Origin of the sequence: Klebsiella aerogenes KCTC 2190, assembly GCF_000215745.1 — a bacterium.
Classification (GTDB): Bacteria; Pseudomonadota; Gammaproteobacteria; order Enterobacterales; family Enterobacteriaceae; genus Klebsiella; species Klebsiella aerogenes.
This window is the reverse complement of record NC_015663.1, coordinates 2,169,251-2,186,803: the sequence shown is the minus strand read 5'-3', so window position 1 is coordinate 2,186,803 and position 17,553 is coordinate 2,169,251. Positions and strand designations below refer to the sequence as shown.

The window sequence follows — 17,553 nt, the reverse complement described above, 5'->3', positions numbered from 1 at the left end:
TCGTCCATGTGCGCAGCACGCGCCGCCGGGCGGCGCGTGAGTAAAGTCAGTAGTTCCAGCTGACGCTGAAACCAAAAGTCGCCGGGTCGGTTTTAAAGCCATCTGGTTTGGCTAAAGGGATACCGGCGAACAGGTCGTAGCTGGCGCGCTGGTACTGGCCGCGCAGCCCTGCCACGCCCCCGGCGAGGTGTTTGCCCACCAGCGTTTCACTGCCTGCGCCGCCGACTTCGCCGTAATCCGCCCCCAGATAAAACTCCTGCCCCGGCAACGGAGTCGACCAGGCGATATCGTTACGTACGTACCAGCCGTGACTGGCGGTCAGGGTGCGCTCGCCGTCAAAGCCGCGTACCGTCCAGCGGTTGCCGATGGAAAACATATCCGGCGAAGTCAGCGGCGTGCTGCTCATCTGCCGCTGATAGCGGCTGGTAAAGCGAAAATTTTGCCCGCCCAGGGCAAAAGGCAAATTGAGCTGAGCATTGAATTGCAGGATTTTGCTGAGGGCGGTTGCTTCCCCCCATTGCTCTTCCGGCGCGGGCTGAGCGCCAAACCAGCGGGTACCGCGCTGATAGCTCGCTCCGGCATCGAGAGTGGCGTTGCCCAGGTAATGGCGATGCTGCAGACCAAGCTTCCAGGCCGCCGTTTGCCGCCGCTGAACGGCAATCTCGGTGTCGTTAATGAAGTTGCGCTGCTCGCGGGCTAACACATCGGCGCTAAGCGTGGTCTTCTGACTACCGCTACGGTGCAGTACGCGGCTCATCTGGAAATCAACGTTCTTGCTTTTACCGCTGTACTGGTAATCGCCGTTGGCCCCCGCCACGGTTTGCACGTAATCGTACTGGCTGGCGGTTAATCCGAGCTGCCAGTAGCCCAGCGGGATCGAATAGTGGCCGGTCAGGTTCTTTGAGGATTTACCGCCGTTGCCGTCGAGGTTATGTGAGCCGGAAAGGTAAAAAAGATCGCTTAAGGCTAGCGGGTTATCCAGTGACAGCGTCAGGTTCCCCTGATAGCGGCCGGTGGCATTAGAGCCGGAATCATCGAGCGAGGCGTCAACGCGCCAGAAGCGTTCCTGTCGGCGGTTAATAACAATATCGCTTTGCCCCGGCGTTTCGCCCGGAACAATCTCCATGCTGGCCTGTACCGTCGGCAGGCGCTGCAAGTTTTCCAGCCCCTGTTCAATATCGCGCAGATCCAGTAGTTTCCCGTCAGTCGCCGGAAACGCGCTCGCCAGCCACAGATAATCATCGCTGTCCTCCGTAAGTCTGGCTTCACGGATATAACCCGGCATCACCACCAGGCGCAAAACACCGCTTTTTAAATCCTGCTGCGGGGCAAGGATCCGGCTGGTGATATAACCGCGATCGATTAATATATTCTGCAACTGGGCCATCAATAGATTAATGCCCTTCCCTCCCAGACAACGCCCAATCGCTTTATTTGTCTGGCGCTGGAGCGGAAGCCAATGCGGTAAGGCTTCAGCGCCCTGCAAAATAACCTGAGAAATAGCAAAGCAAGGTTGTTCCACGGGAAATAAACCATCATCGACATTTATTTCTTCCGCTGATAAATGAATATCCGGTGACGGCGGCGCGAGCTGGTTTTCCAGCGCCTGCTGGCGCTGCTGCTGGTTGATGAACTGCTGCTCACGTTCGGTATCCCCAGGCGCGGCGTATCCCCACACTGGCAGCGCAGAGATAATAAAAACCTTATGAATTAAACTCCATTTATTCATTATTTTTTAAGCCAGGGCTATCCATGTCGATGATAAGCATTCAATGATGGCAATTAAATACATTCAAACGTGTATAAATATCAACTCATATTAATAAGGCAATCACCGCAACAATAATTCAGCGGAAATTTCATCAATGACAGGCTATTTTTATCGGATTAGTGAATATATTTCAGTAACCGACATAAAATGTGAAGTCATTATGAAATGAGAAAAATGAGTTTGAATTGATATATTCTGACGCAGGTATGCCTCGCGACACACGACAATACCCCGTGATCTCAATCACATATTTCCCTCTTGCTCACTTCATAGCCAACCGCTTACCCCGGCTAGCGACCGCTTAACCCCGCATATAACCACTCACCGATTTACCCAACTTTACGCGCGCGGCGTTCTGGCAAGATCGGAGGCAGCCTAGCTAATCAATACCTCCACCAACCCAAACACAAAACCAGACGGCTTCGGCCAATTATTAATCTAATTAACGCCAGGTTTTACTATGGATACCAAAAAACTACTCAAGCACATACCCTGGGTGATTCTCGGAATCATCGGGGCATTTTGCCTCTCAGTCGTCGCGTTGCGCCGTGGTGAGCACGTCAGTGCCCTGTGGATCGTCGTCGCGTCGGTTTCCGTGTACCTCGTCGCCTACCGTTATTACAGCTTGTATATCGCACAGAAGGTGATGAAGCTTGACCCAACGCGCGCGACGCCAGCGGTCATTAATAACGATGGCCTGAACTACGTGCCGACCAACCGCTACGTGCTGTTTGGCCACCATTTTGCCGCCATTGCCGGGGCCGGCCCGCTGGTTGGCCCGGTACTGGCCGCGCAGATGGGTTATCTGCCGGGCACCCTCTGGCTGCTGGCCGGTGTGGTGCTGGCGGGCGCGGTACAGGATTTCATGGTGCTGTTTATCTCCTCGCGGCGTAACGGCGCCTCGCTGGGCGAGATGATTAAACAGGAAATGGGGCCGGTACCGGGTTCTATCGCCCTGTTCGGCTGCTTCCTGATTATGATCATCATCCTCGCGGTACTGGCGCTCATCGTGGTGAAAGCGCTGGCGGAAAGCCCGTGGGGCGTCTTTACCGTCTGCTCGACGGTGCCTATCGCCCTGTTTATGGGTATCTACATGCGCTTCCTGCGTCCAGGGCGCGTGGGTGAAGTGTCGGTGATCGGTATCGTACTGCTGGTGGCATCCATCTGGTTCGGCGGCATCATTGCCCACGACCCGTACTGGGGCCCGGCGTTGACCTTTAAAGATACCACTATCACCTTTACCCTGATTGGCTACGCGTTCATTTCCGCGCTGCTGCCGGTATGGCTGATTCTGGCGCCGCGCGACTATCTGGCCACCTTCCTGAAAATCGGCGTGATCGTCGGCCTGGCGCTGGGGATTGTTATCCTCAACCCGGACCTGAAAATGCCGGCAGTGACCCAGTACATTGATGGTACCGGCCCGCTGTGGAAAGGCGCGCTGTTCCCGTTCCTGTTTATTACCATCGCCTGCGGCGCGGTCTCCGGCTTCCACGCGCTGATCGCCTCCGGCACCACGCCGAAGCTGCTGGCCAACGAAACCGACGCCCGCTTTATCGGCTACGGCGCGATGCTGATGGAATCCTTTGTTGCAGTCATGGCGCTGGTTGCGGCCTCGATTATCGAACCGGGCCTCTACTTTGCGATGAACACCCCGCCGGCAGGCCTTGGCATCGTGATGCCAAACCTGCATGAAATGGGCGGTGAAAACGCGGCGATGATCGCAGCGCAGTTGAAAGAAGTCACCGTCCACGCGGCGGCGACCGTCAGCTCCTGGGGCTTCGTAATTTCACCAGAGCAGATCCTGCAGACGGCCAAAGATATCGGCGAACCTTCAGTCCTGAACCGCGCCGGCGGCGCACCGACGCTGGCCGTTGGTATCGCCCATGTGTTCCATAAAATCATCCCGATGGCGGATATGGGCTTCTGGTACCACTTCGGTATCCTGTTTGAAGCGCTGTTTATCCTCACCGCGCTGGATGCGGGTACCCGCGCAGGCCGCTTTATGCTGCAGGATCTGCTGGGTAACTTCGTGCCGTTCCTGAAAAAAACCGACTCGCTGGTCGCCGGTATTATCGGTACCGCCGGCTGCGTCGGGCTGTGGGGCTACCTGCTGTATCAGGGCGTGGTCGACCCGCTGGGCGGCGTGAAGAGCCTGTGGCCGTTGTTCGGTATCTCTAACCAGATGCTGGCCGCGGTGGCGCTGGTGCTTGGCACCGTCGTGCTGGTCAAGATGCAGCGCACCAAATATATCTGGGTCACCGTTATCCCGGCTGCATGGCTGCTGCTGTGCACCACCTGGGCGCTGGGCCTGAAGCTGTTCAGCAGCAACCCGCAGATGGAAGGCTTCTTCTTTATGGCTCAGCAGTATAAAGAGAAGATTGCCGCTGGCGGCGAGCTGACCGCACAGCAGATCGCCAACATGAACCATATCGTGGTCAACAACTACACCAACGCCGGCCTGAGCATTCTGTTCCTGGTGGTGGTGTATAGCATCATCTTCTACGGCATCAAAACCTGGCTCAATGTCCGCAACAATAAGGTGCGTACCGACAAAGAGACTCCGTACGTGCCGGTACCGGAAGGCGGCGTGAAGACCTCGTCACATCATTAATCCCGATGCCGGATAGCGCTACGCTTATCCGGCCTACAAAAAGCGCATTAACGTAGGCCGGATAAGGCGCGAGTCGCCATCCGGCTTTATTCGTTATCTGGAACTTACAATGTTTGGTAACTTAGGTCAGGCAAAAAAATATCTCGGTCAGGCGGCGAAAATGCTGATCGGCATTCCGGATTACGACAACTACGTCACCCATATGCAAACCAACCATCCGGATCAGCCGTACATGACTTATGAAGAATTCTTCCGCGAACGCCAGCAGGCCCGCTACGGCGGCGACGGCAAAGGCGGCGTACGCTGCTGTTAATGGAGGCAATAATGGCACCGATTGCAGTCACCCTATTAACCGGTTTTCTCGGCGCAGGAAAAACCACCCTGTTGCGCCACATCCTTAATGAGCAGCACGGTTTCAAAATCGCCGTGATTGAAAATGAATTTGGCGAAGTTTCCGTTGACGATCAATTGATCGGCGACCGCGCCACGCAGATTAAAACCCTGACCAACGGCTGTATTTGCTGCACGCGCTCCAACGAACTGGAAGATGCCCTGCTCGATCTGCTCGACAGCCGCGATCGCGGCGAGATTGCCTTCGACCGACTGGTGATTGAATGCACCGGCATGGCCGACCCAGGGCCGATTATTCAGACCTTTTTCTCCCATGAGGTGCTCTGCGAACGCTATCTGCTGGACGGCGTGATTGCCCTGGTCGACGCCGTCCATGCCGACCAGCAGATGGATCAGTTTACCATTGCCCAGTCGCAGGTCGGCTACGCGGACCGGATTCTGTTAACCAAAACTGATGTCGCCGGTGATACCGAAAAGCTGCGCGAACGGCTGGCGCGAATTAACGCGCGGGCGCCGATTTATACCGTCATCCACGGCGATATCGATTTAAGCCTGCTCTTTAATACCAGCGGTTTTATGCTGGAAGAGAAGGTTGTCAGCGCCACGCCGCGCTTTCATTTTGTGGCGGAAAAACAGAACGACGTCTCGTCGATTGTGGTCGAGCTCGACTATCCGGTGGATATCAGTGAAGTTTCACGGGTGATGGAAAACCTGCTGCTCTCCTTCGCCGAGCAACTGATGCGCTATAAAGGCATGCTGTGGATCGACGGCGAGCCAAATCGCCTGCTGTTCCAGGGCGTGCAGCGCCTCTACAGCGCCGACTGGGATCGCCCGTGGGGCGATGAAACGCCGCACAGCACGCTGGTGTTTATCGGCATTCAACTGCCGGAAGAAGAAATCCGCGCCGCGTTTGCCGGGCTCCGTAAATAGCCGCCGCAAGGAAGAATCCCTCCCCCGATGGGAGAGGGATTCTTCATGATGGATGGTTTAGCGGCGAACGACCACCAGCTTCTGATTCACAAACTCTTTGATACCGAGGTCGGAAAGCTCACGGCCAAAGCCGGAGCGCTTCACGCCGCCAAAAGGCAGCTCCGGCGCGGTATCCGTTAACCAGTTGATATAGACCATGCCGGTTTCAATCCCCGAGGCCATACGCTTCGCCCGCTCAATGTCCTGACTAAACACCGCGCCGCCCAGGCCGTAGTGAGAGTCGTTGGCGAGCGCAATCGCCTCATCATCGTCTTTCACCACGTATATCTGCGCCACCGGGCCAAAGAACTCTTCGAAGTACGCAGGGTTCTCACGGGTAATTCCCGTCAGAATAGTGGGTTCGTAGAAATTACCTTCGCCGGAAACCGGCTTGCCGCCGAGGTGTAATTTGGCGCCATGCTTCACCGCCTCGTCGACCTGTTGACTTAGGGTTTCCAGCGCCTCTTTCGACGAGAGTGGGCCAAGGGTGGTGCTTTCATCGAGCGGATCGCCGATCTTCACCTGGCGGAAGGCATCGCTAAACTTGCTCAGGAACGACTCGGCGATTTTTTCATGCAGAATGAAGCGTTTAGCGGCGGTGCAAACCTGCCCGGCGTTGTTCAGCCGCGCCTGTACGCCTATTTTCACCGCGCGTTCCAGGTCGGCATCGTCGAGTACCACAAACACATCATTGCCGCCCAGCTCCAGCGTCGCTTTCTTGATATGTTTCGCCGCCTGCGATGCCACGATCCCCCCCGCTTTTTCCGAGCCGGTCAGCGCCACCCCCTGCACCCGATCGTCAGCGATGATTTTCGCCACCTGCTCCTGGGAGATAAACAGGTTGGTCCACGCCCCTTCCGGCGCGCCAGCCTCGCGCACCAGATGCGCGAAGGTCTCGGCGCATTGCGGAACGATGCTGGCATGTTTAGCAATAACCGGATTACCGGCCGCCAGATTTGGCGCCAGCACGCGCATTAACTGGTAATAGGGGAAGTTCCACGGCTCCACCGCCATTAAGACGCCGATGGGATGGTGCTCAACCCAGGCTTCGCCAAGGTCGGAGGGATACTTCACCGGCGCCAGGAACCGTTCGGCGTTGTCGGCATAATAGCGGGCGATCTGCGCGCAGAGTTTGACCTCGCCGCGGCTCTGTTTAATGAGCTTGCCCATCTCCTGGCTGGCGATTTTCGCCAGCTCCTCCGCCCGGCTGTCGATAAGGTCGGCAAGCTTATGCAGCACCGGCAGACGCTGCGCAATATCGCCTTTCGCCCACGCAGAATGATAAAGCGCATCTGCCTGCCGCAGCGCCGCCTCCACGTCAGCATCGCTGTGTGCGGGATAGCTTTTAATAAGCTGGTTATTCGCAGGATTCACTGTCTGATAAGCCATATCGCATGTCTCCTTGTTATCGCTATTAACGCAGTCAAAAATGCCGCTAAGGATATTAAGGGTAGTAGAGATAGCTGACGACGCGGGTAAAGTTAGGTATATCCGGAATATTCCATGAGGGCAAACCGCGCTTTCACGAGCCGTGCCGAAAGCTATTTTCTGCTTGCTGCATACGTGACCTGACTTTGGCAGCCCACTCGCAAATTGGCCCGCGCGTACAGGAAGTTGTGCCGATTTTTGCATGACCTCGCCGTCAGGTTATATGCTTAACCCTATGGAAAAACTCGCTGAATTAAAACGCGCCAAACTGCTGGCGCTGTCGCTGCTGCTGATTGCGGCGGCGCTGTTTATCACTACGCTGCTGCTACCGCCGAGGCCGTGGGTCAGCGCGCTGAAGGCTATTTCCGAAGCGGCGATGGTCGGGGCGCTGGCCGACTGGTTTGCGGTGGTGGCCCTGTTTCGCCGAATTCCGCTGCCGTTTGTCGCCCGCCATACGGCGATCATCCCGCGCAATAAAGACCGTATCGCCGATAATCTTGGCCATTTCGTGCAGGAGAAGTTTCTTGATACTCCCTCACTGGTGGCGCTGATCCGCCGCTACGAACCGGCCTTGATGCTCGGTAACTGGTTTAGCCAGCCCGAAAACGCCCGCCGGGTCGGCCAGCATTTACTACAGGTCATGAGTGGTTTTCTCGAGCTCACCGATGATACCCGTATTCAGCGTCTGCTGCGGCGCGCGGTGCACAAGGCTATCGATAAGGTCGACCTGACGCAGACCAGCGCCATGATGCTGGAGGGACTAACCCGCGACAACCGTCATCAAAAGCTGTTGGATTCACTAATAAGCCAGCTGATCGCCCTGCTACAGCGCGACAGCTCACGCGCCTTTATTGCCCGCGGTATCGTGCACTGGCTGGAGACCGAACACCCGCTGAAGGCCAAACTGTTACCCACCGAGTGGCTTGGCGAGCACAGCGCCGAAATGGTCACCGACGCGGTAAATACGCTGCTTGATGAGGTCACTCAGGACCGCAGCCACCAGATTCGCCAGGCCTTTGACCGCGCGGCGCAGAAGCTTATCGACAATCTGAAATCCGATCCGCAAATGGCGCAAAAAGCCGATAACATCAAAGCGTATCTGAAAAACGATGAGACCTTTAATCGCTATCTCGGCGAGGTGTGGGCGGATCTGCGCGGCTGGGTGAAAAACGATATCAGCAGTGACGATTCGCGCATCAAGCAGCGGATCGCCGAGGCTGGTCAGTGGTTCGGCGAAACGCTGGTGCGCGACGACGCGCTGCGTGAATCGCTGAATGAGCATCTGGAGCAGGCGGCGCATCGGGTCGCGCCGGAATTTGCCGCCTTCCTGACTCGCCATATCAGCGATACGGTCAAAAGCTGGGACGCGCGCGATATGTCGCGACAGATCGAGCTCAACATCGGCAAGGATCTGCAGTTTATTCGCATCAACGGCACGCTGGTCGGCGGCACTATCGGCCTCGGCCTGTGGCTGTTATCGCAAATTCCGGCGCTGCTGCATCTGCATATTGGCTGACAATGGTAGCATCTTAACCATTCTAACGATGAATACCCGACGGCAAGGAGACGGCTATGTCATGGATTTCGCGATTGAGCACCCGCTACTGCGCATCGCTGTTCTTTCCGATGGCGCTGATCCTGTACGATTTTTCTGCCTACCTGACCACCGATCTCATCCAGCCGGGGATCCTACACGTAGTGCGGGATTTTAACGCCGATGTGGCGTTGGCTCCGGCCTCGGTGAGCCTGTATATGGCCGGAGGAATGGCGCTACAGTGGCTGCTGGGGCCGCTATCCGATCGTATTGGCCGCCGACCGGTACTGCTGAGCGGCGCGCTGATTTTTACCCTCGCCTGCTTCGCCACCCTGTGGACGACCTCAATGACCCAGTTCCTGATTGCCCGCTTTGTGCAGGGCACCAGCATCTGTTTTATCGCCACCGTCGGTTACGTTACCGTGCAGGAGGCCTATGACGAAAAGCGGTCGATCAAGCTGATGGCGGTGATTACCTCCATCGTGCTGGTAGCGCCGATCGTCGGCCCGCTTTCCGGGGCGGCGCTGATGCACTTTATCCACTGGAAAGCGCTGTTTGGCATTATCGCCGCGATGGGGCTGGTGGCCTGGCTGGGTTTACTGTTTAACATGCCGGAGACGGTGCGTCGCGGCGACGTGCCATTCAGCCCGCTCGGCGTGGTGCGCGATTTTCGCGACGTCTTCCGCAACCGCATCTTTTTACTCGGCGCCGCCACGCTGGCGCTGAGCTATATTCCGCTGATGAGTTGGGTGGCGGTATCGCCGGTGATTTTAATGGACGCCGGCGGGCTCACCACCAGCGAGTTTGCCTGGAGCCAGGTGCCGGTCTTCAGCGCTGTCATTATCGCTAATCTGTCGGTGGCGCGCTGGGTGAAAGACCCGACTCGCCCGCGCTTTGTGTTAAGCGCCGTGCCCATCCAGATGGTTGGTCTGGCGATCCTGATTATCGGTAATCTGACGTGGCCGCACGTCTGGCTGTGGTCGGTGCTCGGCACCTGCTTCTACGCCTTCGGTATCGGGCTGATTTTCCCGACGCTGTTCCGCTTTACCCTGTTTTCCAACGACTTGCCGAAAGGTACCGTGTCCGCCTCGCTGAATATCGTGATCCTTAGCGTCAGCGCATTGTCGATTGAAGGCGCGCGCTGGTTATGGTTCCATGGCGGCAGATTGCCGTTCCACCTGCTGGCGGTAGCTGCCGGGATCGTCGCCGCCTGTTGTCTGGCGGGGTTACTCCGTAATTTACGCCAGCGTTCAGAGACGGTCATCGAAGCCCGGCAATCCTGAATAACCCACAGAGAATAACCACGCATGAGCGATATTGAACTCAGCCCGGCGCAGCGCGATCTGCTGCGCGAGCGGCTAAGCAAGTACTGCGAAGAGACCTTTAACCTGGAGCTGGAACAGTTCGACGCCGAGTTTTTTGTCGACTTTATCGCCAAAGAGCTGGGGCCTTTGTTTTACAACGCTGGTATTGAGGAAGCCATCCGCACCCATCTGGCATGGAGCGAGCGCATTCAGGAAGAGATGGATTTGAAGAAGGTCTATTAACGCCGTCAGGATGGGCGGGAGATCAATAAACACATACAAATAACATGGTTATAATGGCGACTCTTTCATCATCTCCCGTGTACGGGGAAGGAAAATCATGTCGCTCATCACCGATCTACCCGCCCTCTTCGATCAATTCTCAGAAGCTCGCCAGAAAGGCTTTCTCAGCGTAATGGAACTCAAAGAGCAGAACGTACCGCTGGTCGGTACCTATTGCACTTTTATGCCCCAGGAGATAGCCATGGCGGCGGGCGCCGTGGTCGTCTCACTGTGTTCCACTTCTGATGAAACCATCGAAGAGGCGGAGAAAGACCTGCCGCGCAACCTCTGCCCGCTGATTAAAAGCAGCTACGGCTTCGGCAAAACCGATAAATGCCCCTACTTTTATTTCTCCGATCTGGTGGTCGGCGAAACCACCTGCGACGGCAAAAAGAAGATGTACGAGTACATGGCCGAATTCAAGGCGGTACACGTAATGCAACTGCCGAACAGCGCCAGCGACGCCGCCTCCCGCGCGTTGTGGAAAGCGGAGATCAAGCGTCTGCAGCAGGTGATTGAAACCCGCTTCGCCACGCCCATTAGCGAAGCGGCGCTGCGTGAAGCCATCGTACTGAAAAATCGCGAACGCCGCGCGCTGGCCAACTTCTATCGCCTCGGGCAGCTCAATCCGCCGGCGCTTAGCGGCAGCGATATTCTAAAGGTGGTTTATGGCGCTACCTTCCGCTTCGACAAAACCGCGTTGATTGACGAACTCAATGCCATGGCGGAAAACATCCGCCGACAATGGCAGGAGGGAAACCGGTTAGCCTCCCGCCCGCGCATTCTGATCACCGGCTGCCCGATCGGCGGCGCGGCGGAAAAAGTCGTCCGCGCTATCGAAGAAAACGGCGGCTGGGTGGTGGGCTACGAGAACTGTACCGGCGCGAAGGCCACCGAGCGCTGCGTGGCGGAAGATGGCGACGTCTACGATGCCTTAACCGATAAATATCTCGCCATCGGCTGCTCCCGTATTTCACCTAACGACCAGCGCCTGCAATTGCTAAGCCAGATGGTTGAGGAATACCAGGCCGACGGCGTGGTCGATGTCATTCTGCAGGCTTGCCATACCTACGCCGTGGAATCGCTGGCGATTAAGCGTCACGTTCGCCAACGGCACGACATTCCTTATATCGCGATCGAGACCGATTATTCGACGGCGGACCTCGGCCAGCTCAGTACCCGCGTCGCCGCGTTTATCGAAATGCTATAAGGAGCAAGCGTGATCTACTCGGTAGGTATTGATTCCGGCTCCACCGCCACCAAAGGCATCCTGCTGGCAAACGGCGCCATCGTGCGCCGTTTCCTCAGCCCGACGCCCTTTCGCCCCGCCGATGCCATTCATGATGCTTGGGAGACGCTGCGCGCGGACCTCGCGGCAACGCCTTTCTTAACCCTCACCGGCTATGGTCGCCAGTTGGTCGATTTTGCCGATAAACAGGTCACCGAAATTTCCTGTCACGGGCTCGGCGCGCGCCTGCTGGCGCCGGAAACCCGCACGGTGATTGATATCGGCGGCCAGGACAGCAAAGTCATTCAGCTGGATGCGCAGGGCAACCTCAGCGATTTTCTGATGAATGACAAATGCGCCGCTGGTACCGGGCGCTTTCTGGAAGTGATTTCACGGACCCTCGGCGCCAGCGTCGACCAGTTGGACGCCATTACCGAAGGTGTAGAACCGCACGCCATCACCAGCATGTGTACGGTGTTCGCCGAATCGGAAGTCATCAGCCTGCGTTCCGCGGGGGTTGCCCCGGAGGCGATTCTGGCCGGGGTGATCAACGCCATGGCGCGGCGCAGCGCGAACTTTATTGGCCGTTTATCGACGCAGGGACCGCTGCTGTTTACCGGCGGCGTCAGCCACTGCGTCTCCTTCGCCCGCATGCTGGAGAAGCATGTTGGCATGCCGGTCGCGACCCATCCCGACGCCCAGTTTGCCGGGGCGATCGGCGCGGCGCTGATCGGCCAGCGCCAGCGGAGGCGCGGATGAGCAAATATCTATTCTTATTCCATTCAACGGTGGGCGTCGTGCGGATGCGCAAAGCCTTGCAGGCGGCAGGAATGACCTTCGAGGTGAAGGATATTCCCCGCCAGCTGCGCAGCGGCTGCGGGTTGTGCATTTACCTGAGCTGTATGCCGGGCGATGAGCAACGATGGGTTATACCCGGCGAAACGGCAGCTCTGTTTCGCGTCGCCGGAAATGACTATCACCTGTTGGCGAACTATGCGCACCGCGGTAGCCCGGATGAGGCGTTAGCCGACATCCGGGACTCTTCCCCGCTAGCGCTTACGCGTACCGGGGCTACCGACAAAATGCCCAACCGTAGCTCGGGTAAGGCGTAAGCGCTACCGGGGGGCTGGCAGCTTAGCCTCAGCCCAACAGCTGGCGAACGCAGGATTTGAATACCCGCACGCCATCTGCCAGCGCGGCGCGATCGAAATGCATCTCCGGATGATGCAGGCCCGGCTGCAGGTTGCAGCCCAGCCCCCAGAAGCCGCCTTTCACCGCCGGGCGCAAACGCAGGTAGTGAAAAAAGTCCTCGCTACCCGGCGTACTCTTCGCGGCCGTTAAGCCCGCCTCGCCAAAGGTTTCGCGAATTGCCTGGCTCACGATAGCCGTGGCGTCTTCATCGATAATCGCCGCCGGCATCTCTTTGACGATCCGGATATCCGCACTGGCGCCATATGCTGCGGCGCTGCTCTCAATCGCTCTCACCACCCGCTCTTTGAGCGTCGCCATGCCGTCATTTTCCTCACAGCGTAGATCCCAACAGACGTGCGCGTTCTCCGGCACAGAATTGGTGACGCCCGCATCGCAAAGAAAACGCGTCGCTTTCGCGCTCCAGGTGAGTGAAGGCGCCAGATGGATGCCATTCACCGCCTGTACCGCATGCGAAGCGGCATCCAACGCGTTTATGCCCAGATGGGGGCGAGCGGCATGGGCGGCTTTGCCGTGAAAATCAACCATCACCGTCGCGGAGGCGGAGTAGTACATCGCCGGAACGGCCTTGCCCATCGGACACTCTTCCAGTGGCCGGAGGTGGAAGCCAAATAACATTTCCACGTCATCAAGTACCCCGGCCTCCGTTAACGCAATCGCCCCCGTACCCAGCTCTTCGGCAGGTTGAAATAACACTTTTAACTTGCCGCGTTTTACCATCCTCTCGGCGAGGATCTCTTCAGCGGCGGTTAATACCACCGAGGAGTGACCATCATGGCCGCAGGTATGGCGGGCCTCTAAGCGCCCATCGATAATATGGCCCAGCGCATCCATATCTGCCCGCAGCGCCACCACAGGCCCTGGTTCGCCGCTATCGATTTCGGCGACAATCCCGGTGGTCCCGCCAACATGGCGGTGAACTCTGAATCCCGCCGCCTCTAAGGTATCGCCGATGTAAGCCGAAGTTTTGTACTCCTCAAAGCCCAGCTCAGGAATTTGATGCAGATAATTGAAATGTTCTAACGTTCGCGACACGACTGACTCCTTGCCTTTTATTATGCAATCACGCGCATGACCAACATGGCGATGACGGCGTTGATAATGCTCACCGCCATCAGCAGCGGCCAATACTTTTTCGGTACATCCGCCACCCCAAGCAGCCGCCCCATATACTGTAGCTGCGATCCCATCAGAAAGATTGCCGGGATCAGGATGGTGATGTCCGCCACGTTGAGGGTGCCTTTACTCAACAGGCTGACAGCAACCCCGGTCCCCGCCGAGGCGGAAAGCCACGAGGTCAGCAACACGGTAATCGCTTCGCCCGGCAGGCCAAACAGCCCCATCAGCGGTGCGCATAGCTGGCCGATTAACTGCATCACCCCGAGCAAATTAAGCATTTCGGCAATCACATACGCCATTAATACATTCGGCATCAGGTTATTGATGGCGATATTAAATCCTTTACGTGCGCCAATAACAAAAATATCAAACGGGTTACTGGCGACTTTTGGCGAATTATTCATTATCAAAGTCCCCTTTGTAGGCGGTATTTAAAACCAAACGGGTGATTGCCGCACCAACGAATTTCAGGACAAACATTAAAAGCAGCGGAATAATAATAGGAATGGTTAATGATGCAAAAAGCGCTGAACCAATTGAGAAATAGTTATTAATCAGACCGGCGCCGGAATATTGCCATGCCCCCATGATCACCACATCTTTACGACTGATTTTTTTACTGTCATACAGTTCTTTGGTCAACGCGGCGCCGGCATCGGTGCTTTGTAGATCGGTAATCAGCGCCAAACCGGTATAACCCGGGATCCCCAGTAACGGACGTAATAGCGGTGTCAACAGTTTATGCGCCGCGCGTATTGCGCCATAGTGGGTAAAAATTTCCAACAAACCCAGCGCCAACATTACCGTTGGAACCAGCGATAGCGCAAAGAGGAAACCGGCCTTAGCGCTGATGCCGCCGCTACCGATGAAAGTGTTGGTTTCCGGGGTCTTCATCGTGCCAAACGCGCCCCCCAGGGTGGTGAAGTCAAAGGCCCCCAGCCAGGCCATTCCTTCCACTTTAAAAAGCAACCCGGAGAACACTAATAACACCACGACCAGCGAGACCCATGCTCCCGCCCCAACCCGCCACTCATTTGTCGCGTCGTTGGAGGAACGTTCCAACGTTTTATTTTCACTCATACCCTATCCTCACATCATGAAATATCTGTTAGTTGTTTATAATTTGGCAGTTTTTTAATGTATTGCTTTTTTATTTATAACGTTGATATAAGACATCCTGCAATAAATAAGACACGGGCCTTTTTCCGAAAATTCACCAGAATGCATGCACCTTACTTATTTATCTTTTTTGTGGCATATCGATATCTTATTTTTGGCAACCACTGCGACTACTGCCTTATTTCATGATGGCTTACTCCCGTTTTTTCTCCTTTTCTATTTTCTGCACGAATGATGATTATCTATACCCTAAATAATTCGAGTTGCAGGAAGGCGGCGACGCAGGGAATCACCAGGAGCTTACTCCAGTAAGTGACTGGGGTGAGCGAGGAAAGCCAACGCACATGCAACTTGAAGTATGACGGGTATATAACTAGCCGGGCAGCCGATATTGCGGGGATCTTTTATGACTGAGTTTGCCGTCCGGAAAGCGATAGCCCACGGCATTTTGCGGGCTATCCCTGGCGATCATCCCATTGCCGGCAGGGCCTGACGATGTGACGTCATTCACTCACTACAAAGCGAGTCGGCGCGAAGCAGTTCAGTACCCGATGGACCAGAAACACCATGGTCAGCGTCGCCACCAGCGATACCGTGACTGAAGTAATACGGTACAGATCGCTGAACACCAGATCCTGATTCGGATGCAGATTCTGGCCAAACATAATACCGATAGTGGTGATGCTGGCGAATCCCACGCCCGCGCCCACTTTTTCCATCACGTGCAGGCGGGCGCTAAAGGCCAGACCAAGACCAATCAACGGCATCATCAGGATCATGTGGTTGCTGAAATCATAGATAATCAGCTGCACCACCAGAATGTACAGACAAGCCAGTACCACCCCCGCCACACGCCAGATCGAGCTGATTACCGCGCCGCGATAATGCATCGGGAACAGGATCAGTACCCCGGCCATCAGCGCCGATAGCGAATCGCTCAGATCGCAGATCTGAAAGATCACAAAGATAATGGTCGCAACCGTGCCGGAAAGCAGCGATTCATGACGGATCCGCGCGGCGTCTTTCTCTATGCGCGGCGGCGGCTTACGCGGTTCAACATCCGGGATCAAATAGTGCAGCAGCGCGCTCAGCGCCACCGCCATCACGCAGGCCTCCATATTGGAGAACATCAGCGTGTGCCAGTTGCTGGTGGGATAGCTCATAAAATTGAGCATCGTGCTCTGGCACACCACGCCCATCGACCCCAGCAGGAACAGCGGCCCCTGGCTCATGAAGCGAAAGCGCATCACATACAGACCGAACACAACTAACGTCATGATCACCGGCCACTGCGACAGATAGCCAACGATGAGCACCATTTCGACGCAATTGACCGCCGCGCTGAACACAAACTGCCGGGCGACGTGGCGGTTGAATACCGGCACCAGCGACATCAGCATCAGCGGATAAACGACGAAAAACACGCCGTACTGCACGTCGTAGAAGGTCGAAATACTCAGCGCGATGGTCCCGGCAACGGCAATGCGTACCGTCTGGCGAAAATCATTGGCCGTATAGACGATATTGCCGTGCGGGGTAAAGACGTGCGCCAGGGTGTTAATAGACATAGTGCAACCAGCTCACCAGGTGGATCTGCAGGCCGGCAAAGGTGCGGGCGAAGGGGCCGTCGCTATTGTACAACTGGACGGTGGCGCGGGCGCCGGTCGGCAGCGGCTTATCCAGAGGTTGATCCAGCGCGACGTGAATCCGCATGCGCTGCGCATCGCGCACCCAGCGGGTAGACTGCTCAGGCTGCGACAGTTGGCCATTCACCGCTTCCTGACCGGCAAGAATACCGGCGTCGCTGCTGGTCACGTGCGCCGGGAACACTTTACCCGGCAGGGCATCGAAAACCACCGCCGCATCGGTATTCACCGCCGTATGGCGCAGGCTTTTTTCACGAAAGTCGGCGACGATATCGGTGTTGTTGTTAACCAGCGCCAGCACGGCGGTGGCGGCGGTGGCGTAAATTCCCGGGTTAAGCTGCAGGTTGCTGACCATACCGTCGGTCTCGGCGCGCACCTGGGTCCAGCCGAGGTTGAGCTGCGCCTCTTCCAGCGCGTTGCGGTATTTCTGCAGCGTCACGTTGCGCTTGTCGTCGCGCTCGCCGCGCTGGATCAGCAGGTTCTGAATTTGCGCATTCAGGGCGCTGACCGATTGTTCGCTGGTCTGCCATGTCGTGCGCACCTTATCGAGATCCGATTGCGACACGTTTTGCATGGTGCTCAGGCGCTGGTAGCGGTCGAGAGTGACTTTGTCATTACGCGCGGTGTACTGCGCGGTGCGCAGGTTGGCGCGAGCGGCGGCGATTTGCGCATCCAACTGCTGGTTGCTCAGTTTGGCCTGTTGCAGGGCGATTTGCGCCGCTTCAACTTTATTAATGAATGGCGTGGGATCGAGCTCATACAGCAGATCGCCCTTTTTCACCTGGCTATTGTTGTGCACGTAGACGTGCGAGACGTAGCCGGAGACCCGCGACGAGACCGGAGTCACCACGCGCATCACGGTGGAATCCGGGGTTAGCGGGATCCAGATATCGGCAACGATAAACCAGGCGAATATCACCAGGAAAGCGGCAATACTTACCCTTACCCAGCGGGCAAATTTTTGTTCTGGCGTCATCATAGT

Annotated in this window: 15 protein-coding genes and 1 pseudogene; 9 read left to right on the top strand and 7 right to left on the bottom strand. The window is 56.6% G+C overall.

The annotated features are described in order from the left end of the window. Window positions 1–46 precede the first annotated feature (46 nt). Entirely contained in the window at window positions 47–1,729 is a 1,683-nt protein-coding gene (locus EAE_RS10465; protein ID WP_015704284.1) for a ShlB/FhaC/HecB family hemolysin secretion/activation protein, read from the bottom strand. Between the two features lie 502 nt (window positions 1,730–2,231). Between EAE_RS10465 and EAE_RS10460 the strand changes: the two genes are divergently transcribed. From EAE_RS10460 to yjiA, 3 genes are all read left to right on the top strand, one after another. Then, window positions 2,232–4,382, top strand: a complete 2,151-nt coding sequence (locus tag EAE_RS10460) for a carbon starvation CstA family protein (protein ID WP_015368441.1) — start codon at window positions 2,232–2,234, stop codon at window positions 4,380–4,382. 109 nt (window positions 4,383–4,491) lie between these two features. Then, window positions 4,492–4,695: a YbdD/YjiX family protein gene (locus tag EAE_RS10455; RefSeq protein ID WP_002887451.1), complete on the top strand. Its 204-nt coding sequence runs from the start codon at window positions 4,492–4,494 to the stop codon at window positions 4,693–4,695. Between the two features lie 11 nt (window positions 4,696–4,706). Beyond that, window positions 4,707–5,663, top strand: coding sequence for a GTPase (gene yjiA / locus EAE_RS10450; RefSeq protein WP_015368442.1), 957 nt, complete (start codon window positions 4,707–4,709; stop codon window positions 5,661–5,663). A gap of 57 nt (window positions 5,664–5,720) precedes the next feature. On the opposite strand, the gene EAE_RS10445 is transcribed toward yjiA, so the two are convergent. Beyond that, window positions 5,721–7,091, bottom strand: a complete 1,371-nt coding sequence (locus EAE_RS10445) for an NAD-dependent succinate-semialdehyde dehydrogenase (RefSeq protein WP_015704283.1) — start codon at window positions 7,089–7,091, stop codon at window positions 5,721–5,723. Window positions 7,092–7,353: 262 nt separating this feature from the next. Between EAE_RS10445 and EAE_RS10440 the strand changes: the two genes are divergently transcribed. The 6 genes and pseudogenes from EAE_RS10440 to EAE_RS10415 form a co-directional block, all read left to right on the top strand. Beyond that, the gene (locus tag EAE_RS10440; RefSeq protein ID WP_162184017.1) at window positions 7,354–8,646 is read left to right on the top strand and encodes a DUF445 domain-containing protein; all 1,293 of its coding nucleotides are present in this window, start codon (window positions 7,354–7,356) and stop codon (window positions 8,644–8,646) included. Window positions 8,647–8,702: 56 nt separating this feature from the next. Then, on the top strand, window positions 8,703–9,947 hold the full coding sequence (mdtM, locus tag EAE_RS10435; protein ID WP_015704281.1) for a multidrug efflux MFS transporter MdtM: 1,245 nt from the start codon (window positions 8,703–8,705) through the stop codon (window positions 9,945–9,947). A 24-nt stretch (window positions 9,948–9,971) separates the two neighbouring features. Continuing rightward, window positions 9,972–10,211 carry a DUF2164 domain-containing protein gene (locus tag EAE_RS10430; protein WP_015704280.1) on the top strand — a complete coding sequence of 80 codons (240 nt, stop codon included), beginning with the start codon at window positions 9,972–9,974 and terminating at the stop codon, window positions 10,209–10,211. A 97-nt stretch (window positions 10,212–10,308) separates the two neighbouring features. Then, complete coding sequence (locus tag EAE_RS10425; protein WP_015704279.1) at window positions 10,309–11,460, top strand: double-cubane-cluster-containing anaerobic reductase; 1,152 nt, start codon at window positions 10,309–10,311, stop codon at window positions 11,458–11,460. Window positions 11,461–11,469: 9 nt separating this feature from the next. Beyond that, a complete protein-coding gene (gene yjiL, locus EAE_RS10420) occupies window positions 11,470–12,237 on the top strand; it encodes a putative 2-hydroxyacyl-CoA dehydratase activator YjiL (RefSeq protein ID WP_015704278.1) in 768 nt (255 codons plus the stop codon). Then, window positions 12,234–12,473 (top strand): annotated as a pseudogene (locus EAE_RS10415) (putative Se/S carrier protein); the annotation flags it as partial. The gene yjiL and the pseudogene EAE_RS10415, both read left to right, overlap by 4 nt. A 145-nt stretch (window positions 12,474–12,618) precedes the next feature. On the opposite strand, the gene EAE_RS10410 reads toward EAE_RS10415, so the two are convergent. The 5 genes from EAE_RS10410 to EAE_RS10390 all read right to left on the bottom strand — a co-directional run bounded on the left by EAE_RS10410 (window position 12,619) and on the right by EAE_RS10390 (window position 17,550). Then, a complete protein-coding gene (locus EAE_RS10410; RefSeq protein ID WP_015704276.1) occupies window positions 12,619–13,722 on the bottom strand; it encodes a M20 peptidase aminoacylase family protein in 1,104 nt (367 codons plus the stop codon). Between the two features lie 20 nt (window positions 13,723–13,742). Then, complete coding sequence (locus tag EAE_RS10405; RefSeq protein WP_015704275.1) at window positions 13,743–14,210, bottom strand: YjiG family protein; 468 nt, start codon at window positions 14,208–14,210, stop codon at window positions 13,743–13,745. Further along, window positions 14,203–14,886: a nucleoside recognition domain-containing protein gene (locus EAE_RS10400; RefSeq protein ID WP_015704274.1), complete on the bottom strand. Its 684-nt coding sequence runs from the start codon at window positions 14,884–14,886 to the stop codon at window positions 14,203–14,205. Before EAE_RS10400 ends, EAE_RS10405 begins: the two co-directional genes overlap by 8 nt. Before the next feature lie 542 nt (window positions 14,887–15,428). Further along, window positions 15,429–16,493 carry a DUF2955 domain-containing protein gene (locus tag EAE_RS10395; RefSeq protein ID WP_015368452.1) on the bottom strand — a complete coding sequence of 355 codons (1,065 nt, stop codon included), beginning with the start codon at window positions 16,491–16,493 and terminating at the stop codon, window positions 15,429–15,431. Then, complete coding sequence (locus tag EAE_RS10390; RefSeq protein ID WP_015704273.1) at window positions 16,483–17,550, bottom strand: HlyD family secretion protein; 1,068 nt, start codon at window positions 17,548–17,550, stop codon at window positions 16,483–16,485. Before EAE_RS10390 ends, EAE_RS10395 begins: the two co-directional genes overlap by 11 nt. Between the last annotated feature and the right edge of the window lie 3 nt (window positions 17,551–17,553).

What these genes read in the sequence shown, in the direction of transcription:
- EAE_RS10465 (WP_015704284.1), bottom strand. Translation starts at nt 1,729, where the DNA reads ATGAATAAATGGAGTTTAATTCATAAGGTTTTTATTATCTCTGCGCTG.
- EAE_RS10460 (WP_015368441.1), top strand. Translation starts at nt 2,232, where the DNA reads ATGGATACCAAAAAACTACTCAAGCACATACCCTGGGTGATTCTCGGA.
- EAE_RS10455 (WP_002887451.1), top strand. Translation starts at nt 4,492, where the DNA reads ATGTTTGGTAACTTAGGTCAGGCAAAAAAATATCTCGGTCAGGCGGCG.
- yjiA (WP_015368442.1), top strand. Translation starts at nt 4,707, where the DNA reads ATGGCACCGATTGCAGTCACCCTATTAACCGGTTTTCTCGGCGCAGGA.
- EAE_RS10445 (WP_015704283.1), bottom strand. Translation starts at nt 7,091, where the DNA reads ATGGCTTATCAGACAGTGAATCCTGCGAATAACCAGCTTATTAAAAGC.
- EAE_RS10440 (WP_162184017.1), top strand. Translation starts at nt 7,354, where the DNA reads ATGCTTAACCCTATGGAAAAACTCGCTGAATTAAAACGCGCCAAACTG.
- mdtM (WP_015704281.1), top strand. Translation starts at nt 8,703, where the DNA reads ATGTCATGGATTTCGCGATTGAGCACCCGCTACTGCGCATCGCTGTTC.
- EAE_RS10430 (WP_015704280.1), top strand. Translation starts at nt 9,972, where the DNA reads ATGAGCGATATTGAACTCAGCCCGGCGCAGCGCGATCTGCTGCGCGAG.
- EAE_RS10425 (WP_015704279.1), top strand. Translation starts at nt 10,309, where the DNA reads ATGTCGCTCATCACCGATCTACCCGCCCTCTTCGATCAATTCTCAGAA.
- EAE_RS10405 (WP_015704275.1), bottom strand. Translation starts at nt 14,210, where the DNA reads ATGAATAATTCGCCAAAAGTCGCCAGTAACCCGTTTGATATTTTTGTT.
- EAE_RS10400 (WP_015704274.1), bottom strand. Translation starts at nt 14,886, where the DNA reads ATGAGTGAAAATAAAACGTTGGAACGTTCCTCCAACGACGCGACAAAT.
- EAE_RS10395 (WP_015368452.1), bottom strand. Translation starts at nt 16,493, where the DNA reads ATGTCTATTAACACCCTGGCGCACGTCTTTACCCCGCACGGCAATATC.
- EAE_RS10390 (WP_015704273.1), bottom strand. Translation starts at nt 17,550, where the DNA reads ATGATGACGCCAGAACAAAAATTTGCCCGCTGGGTAAGGGTAAGTATT.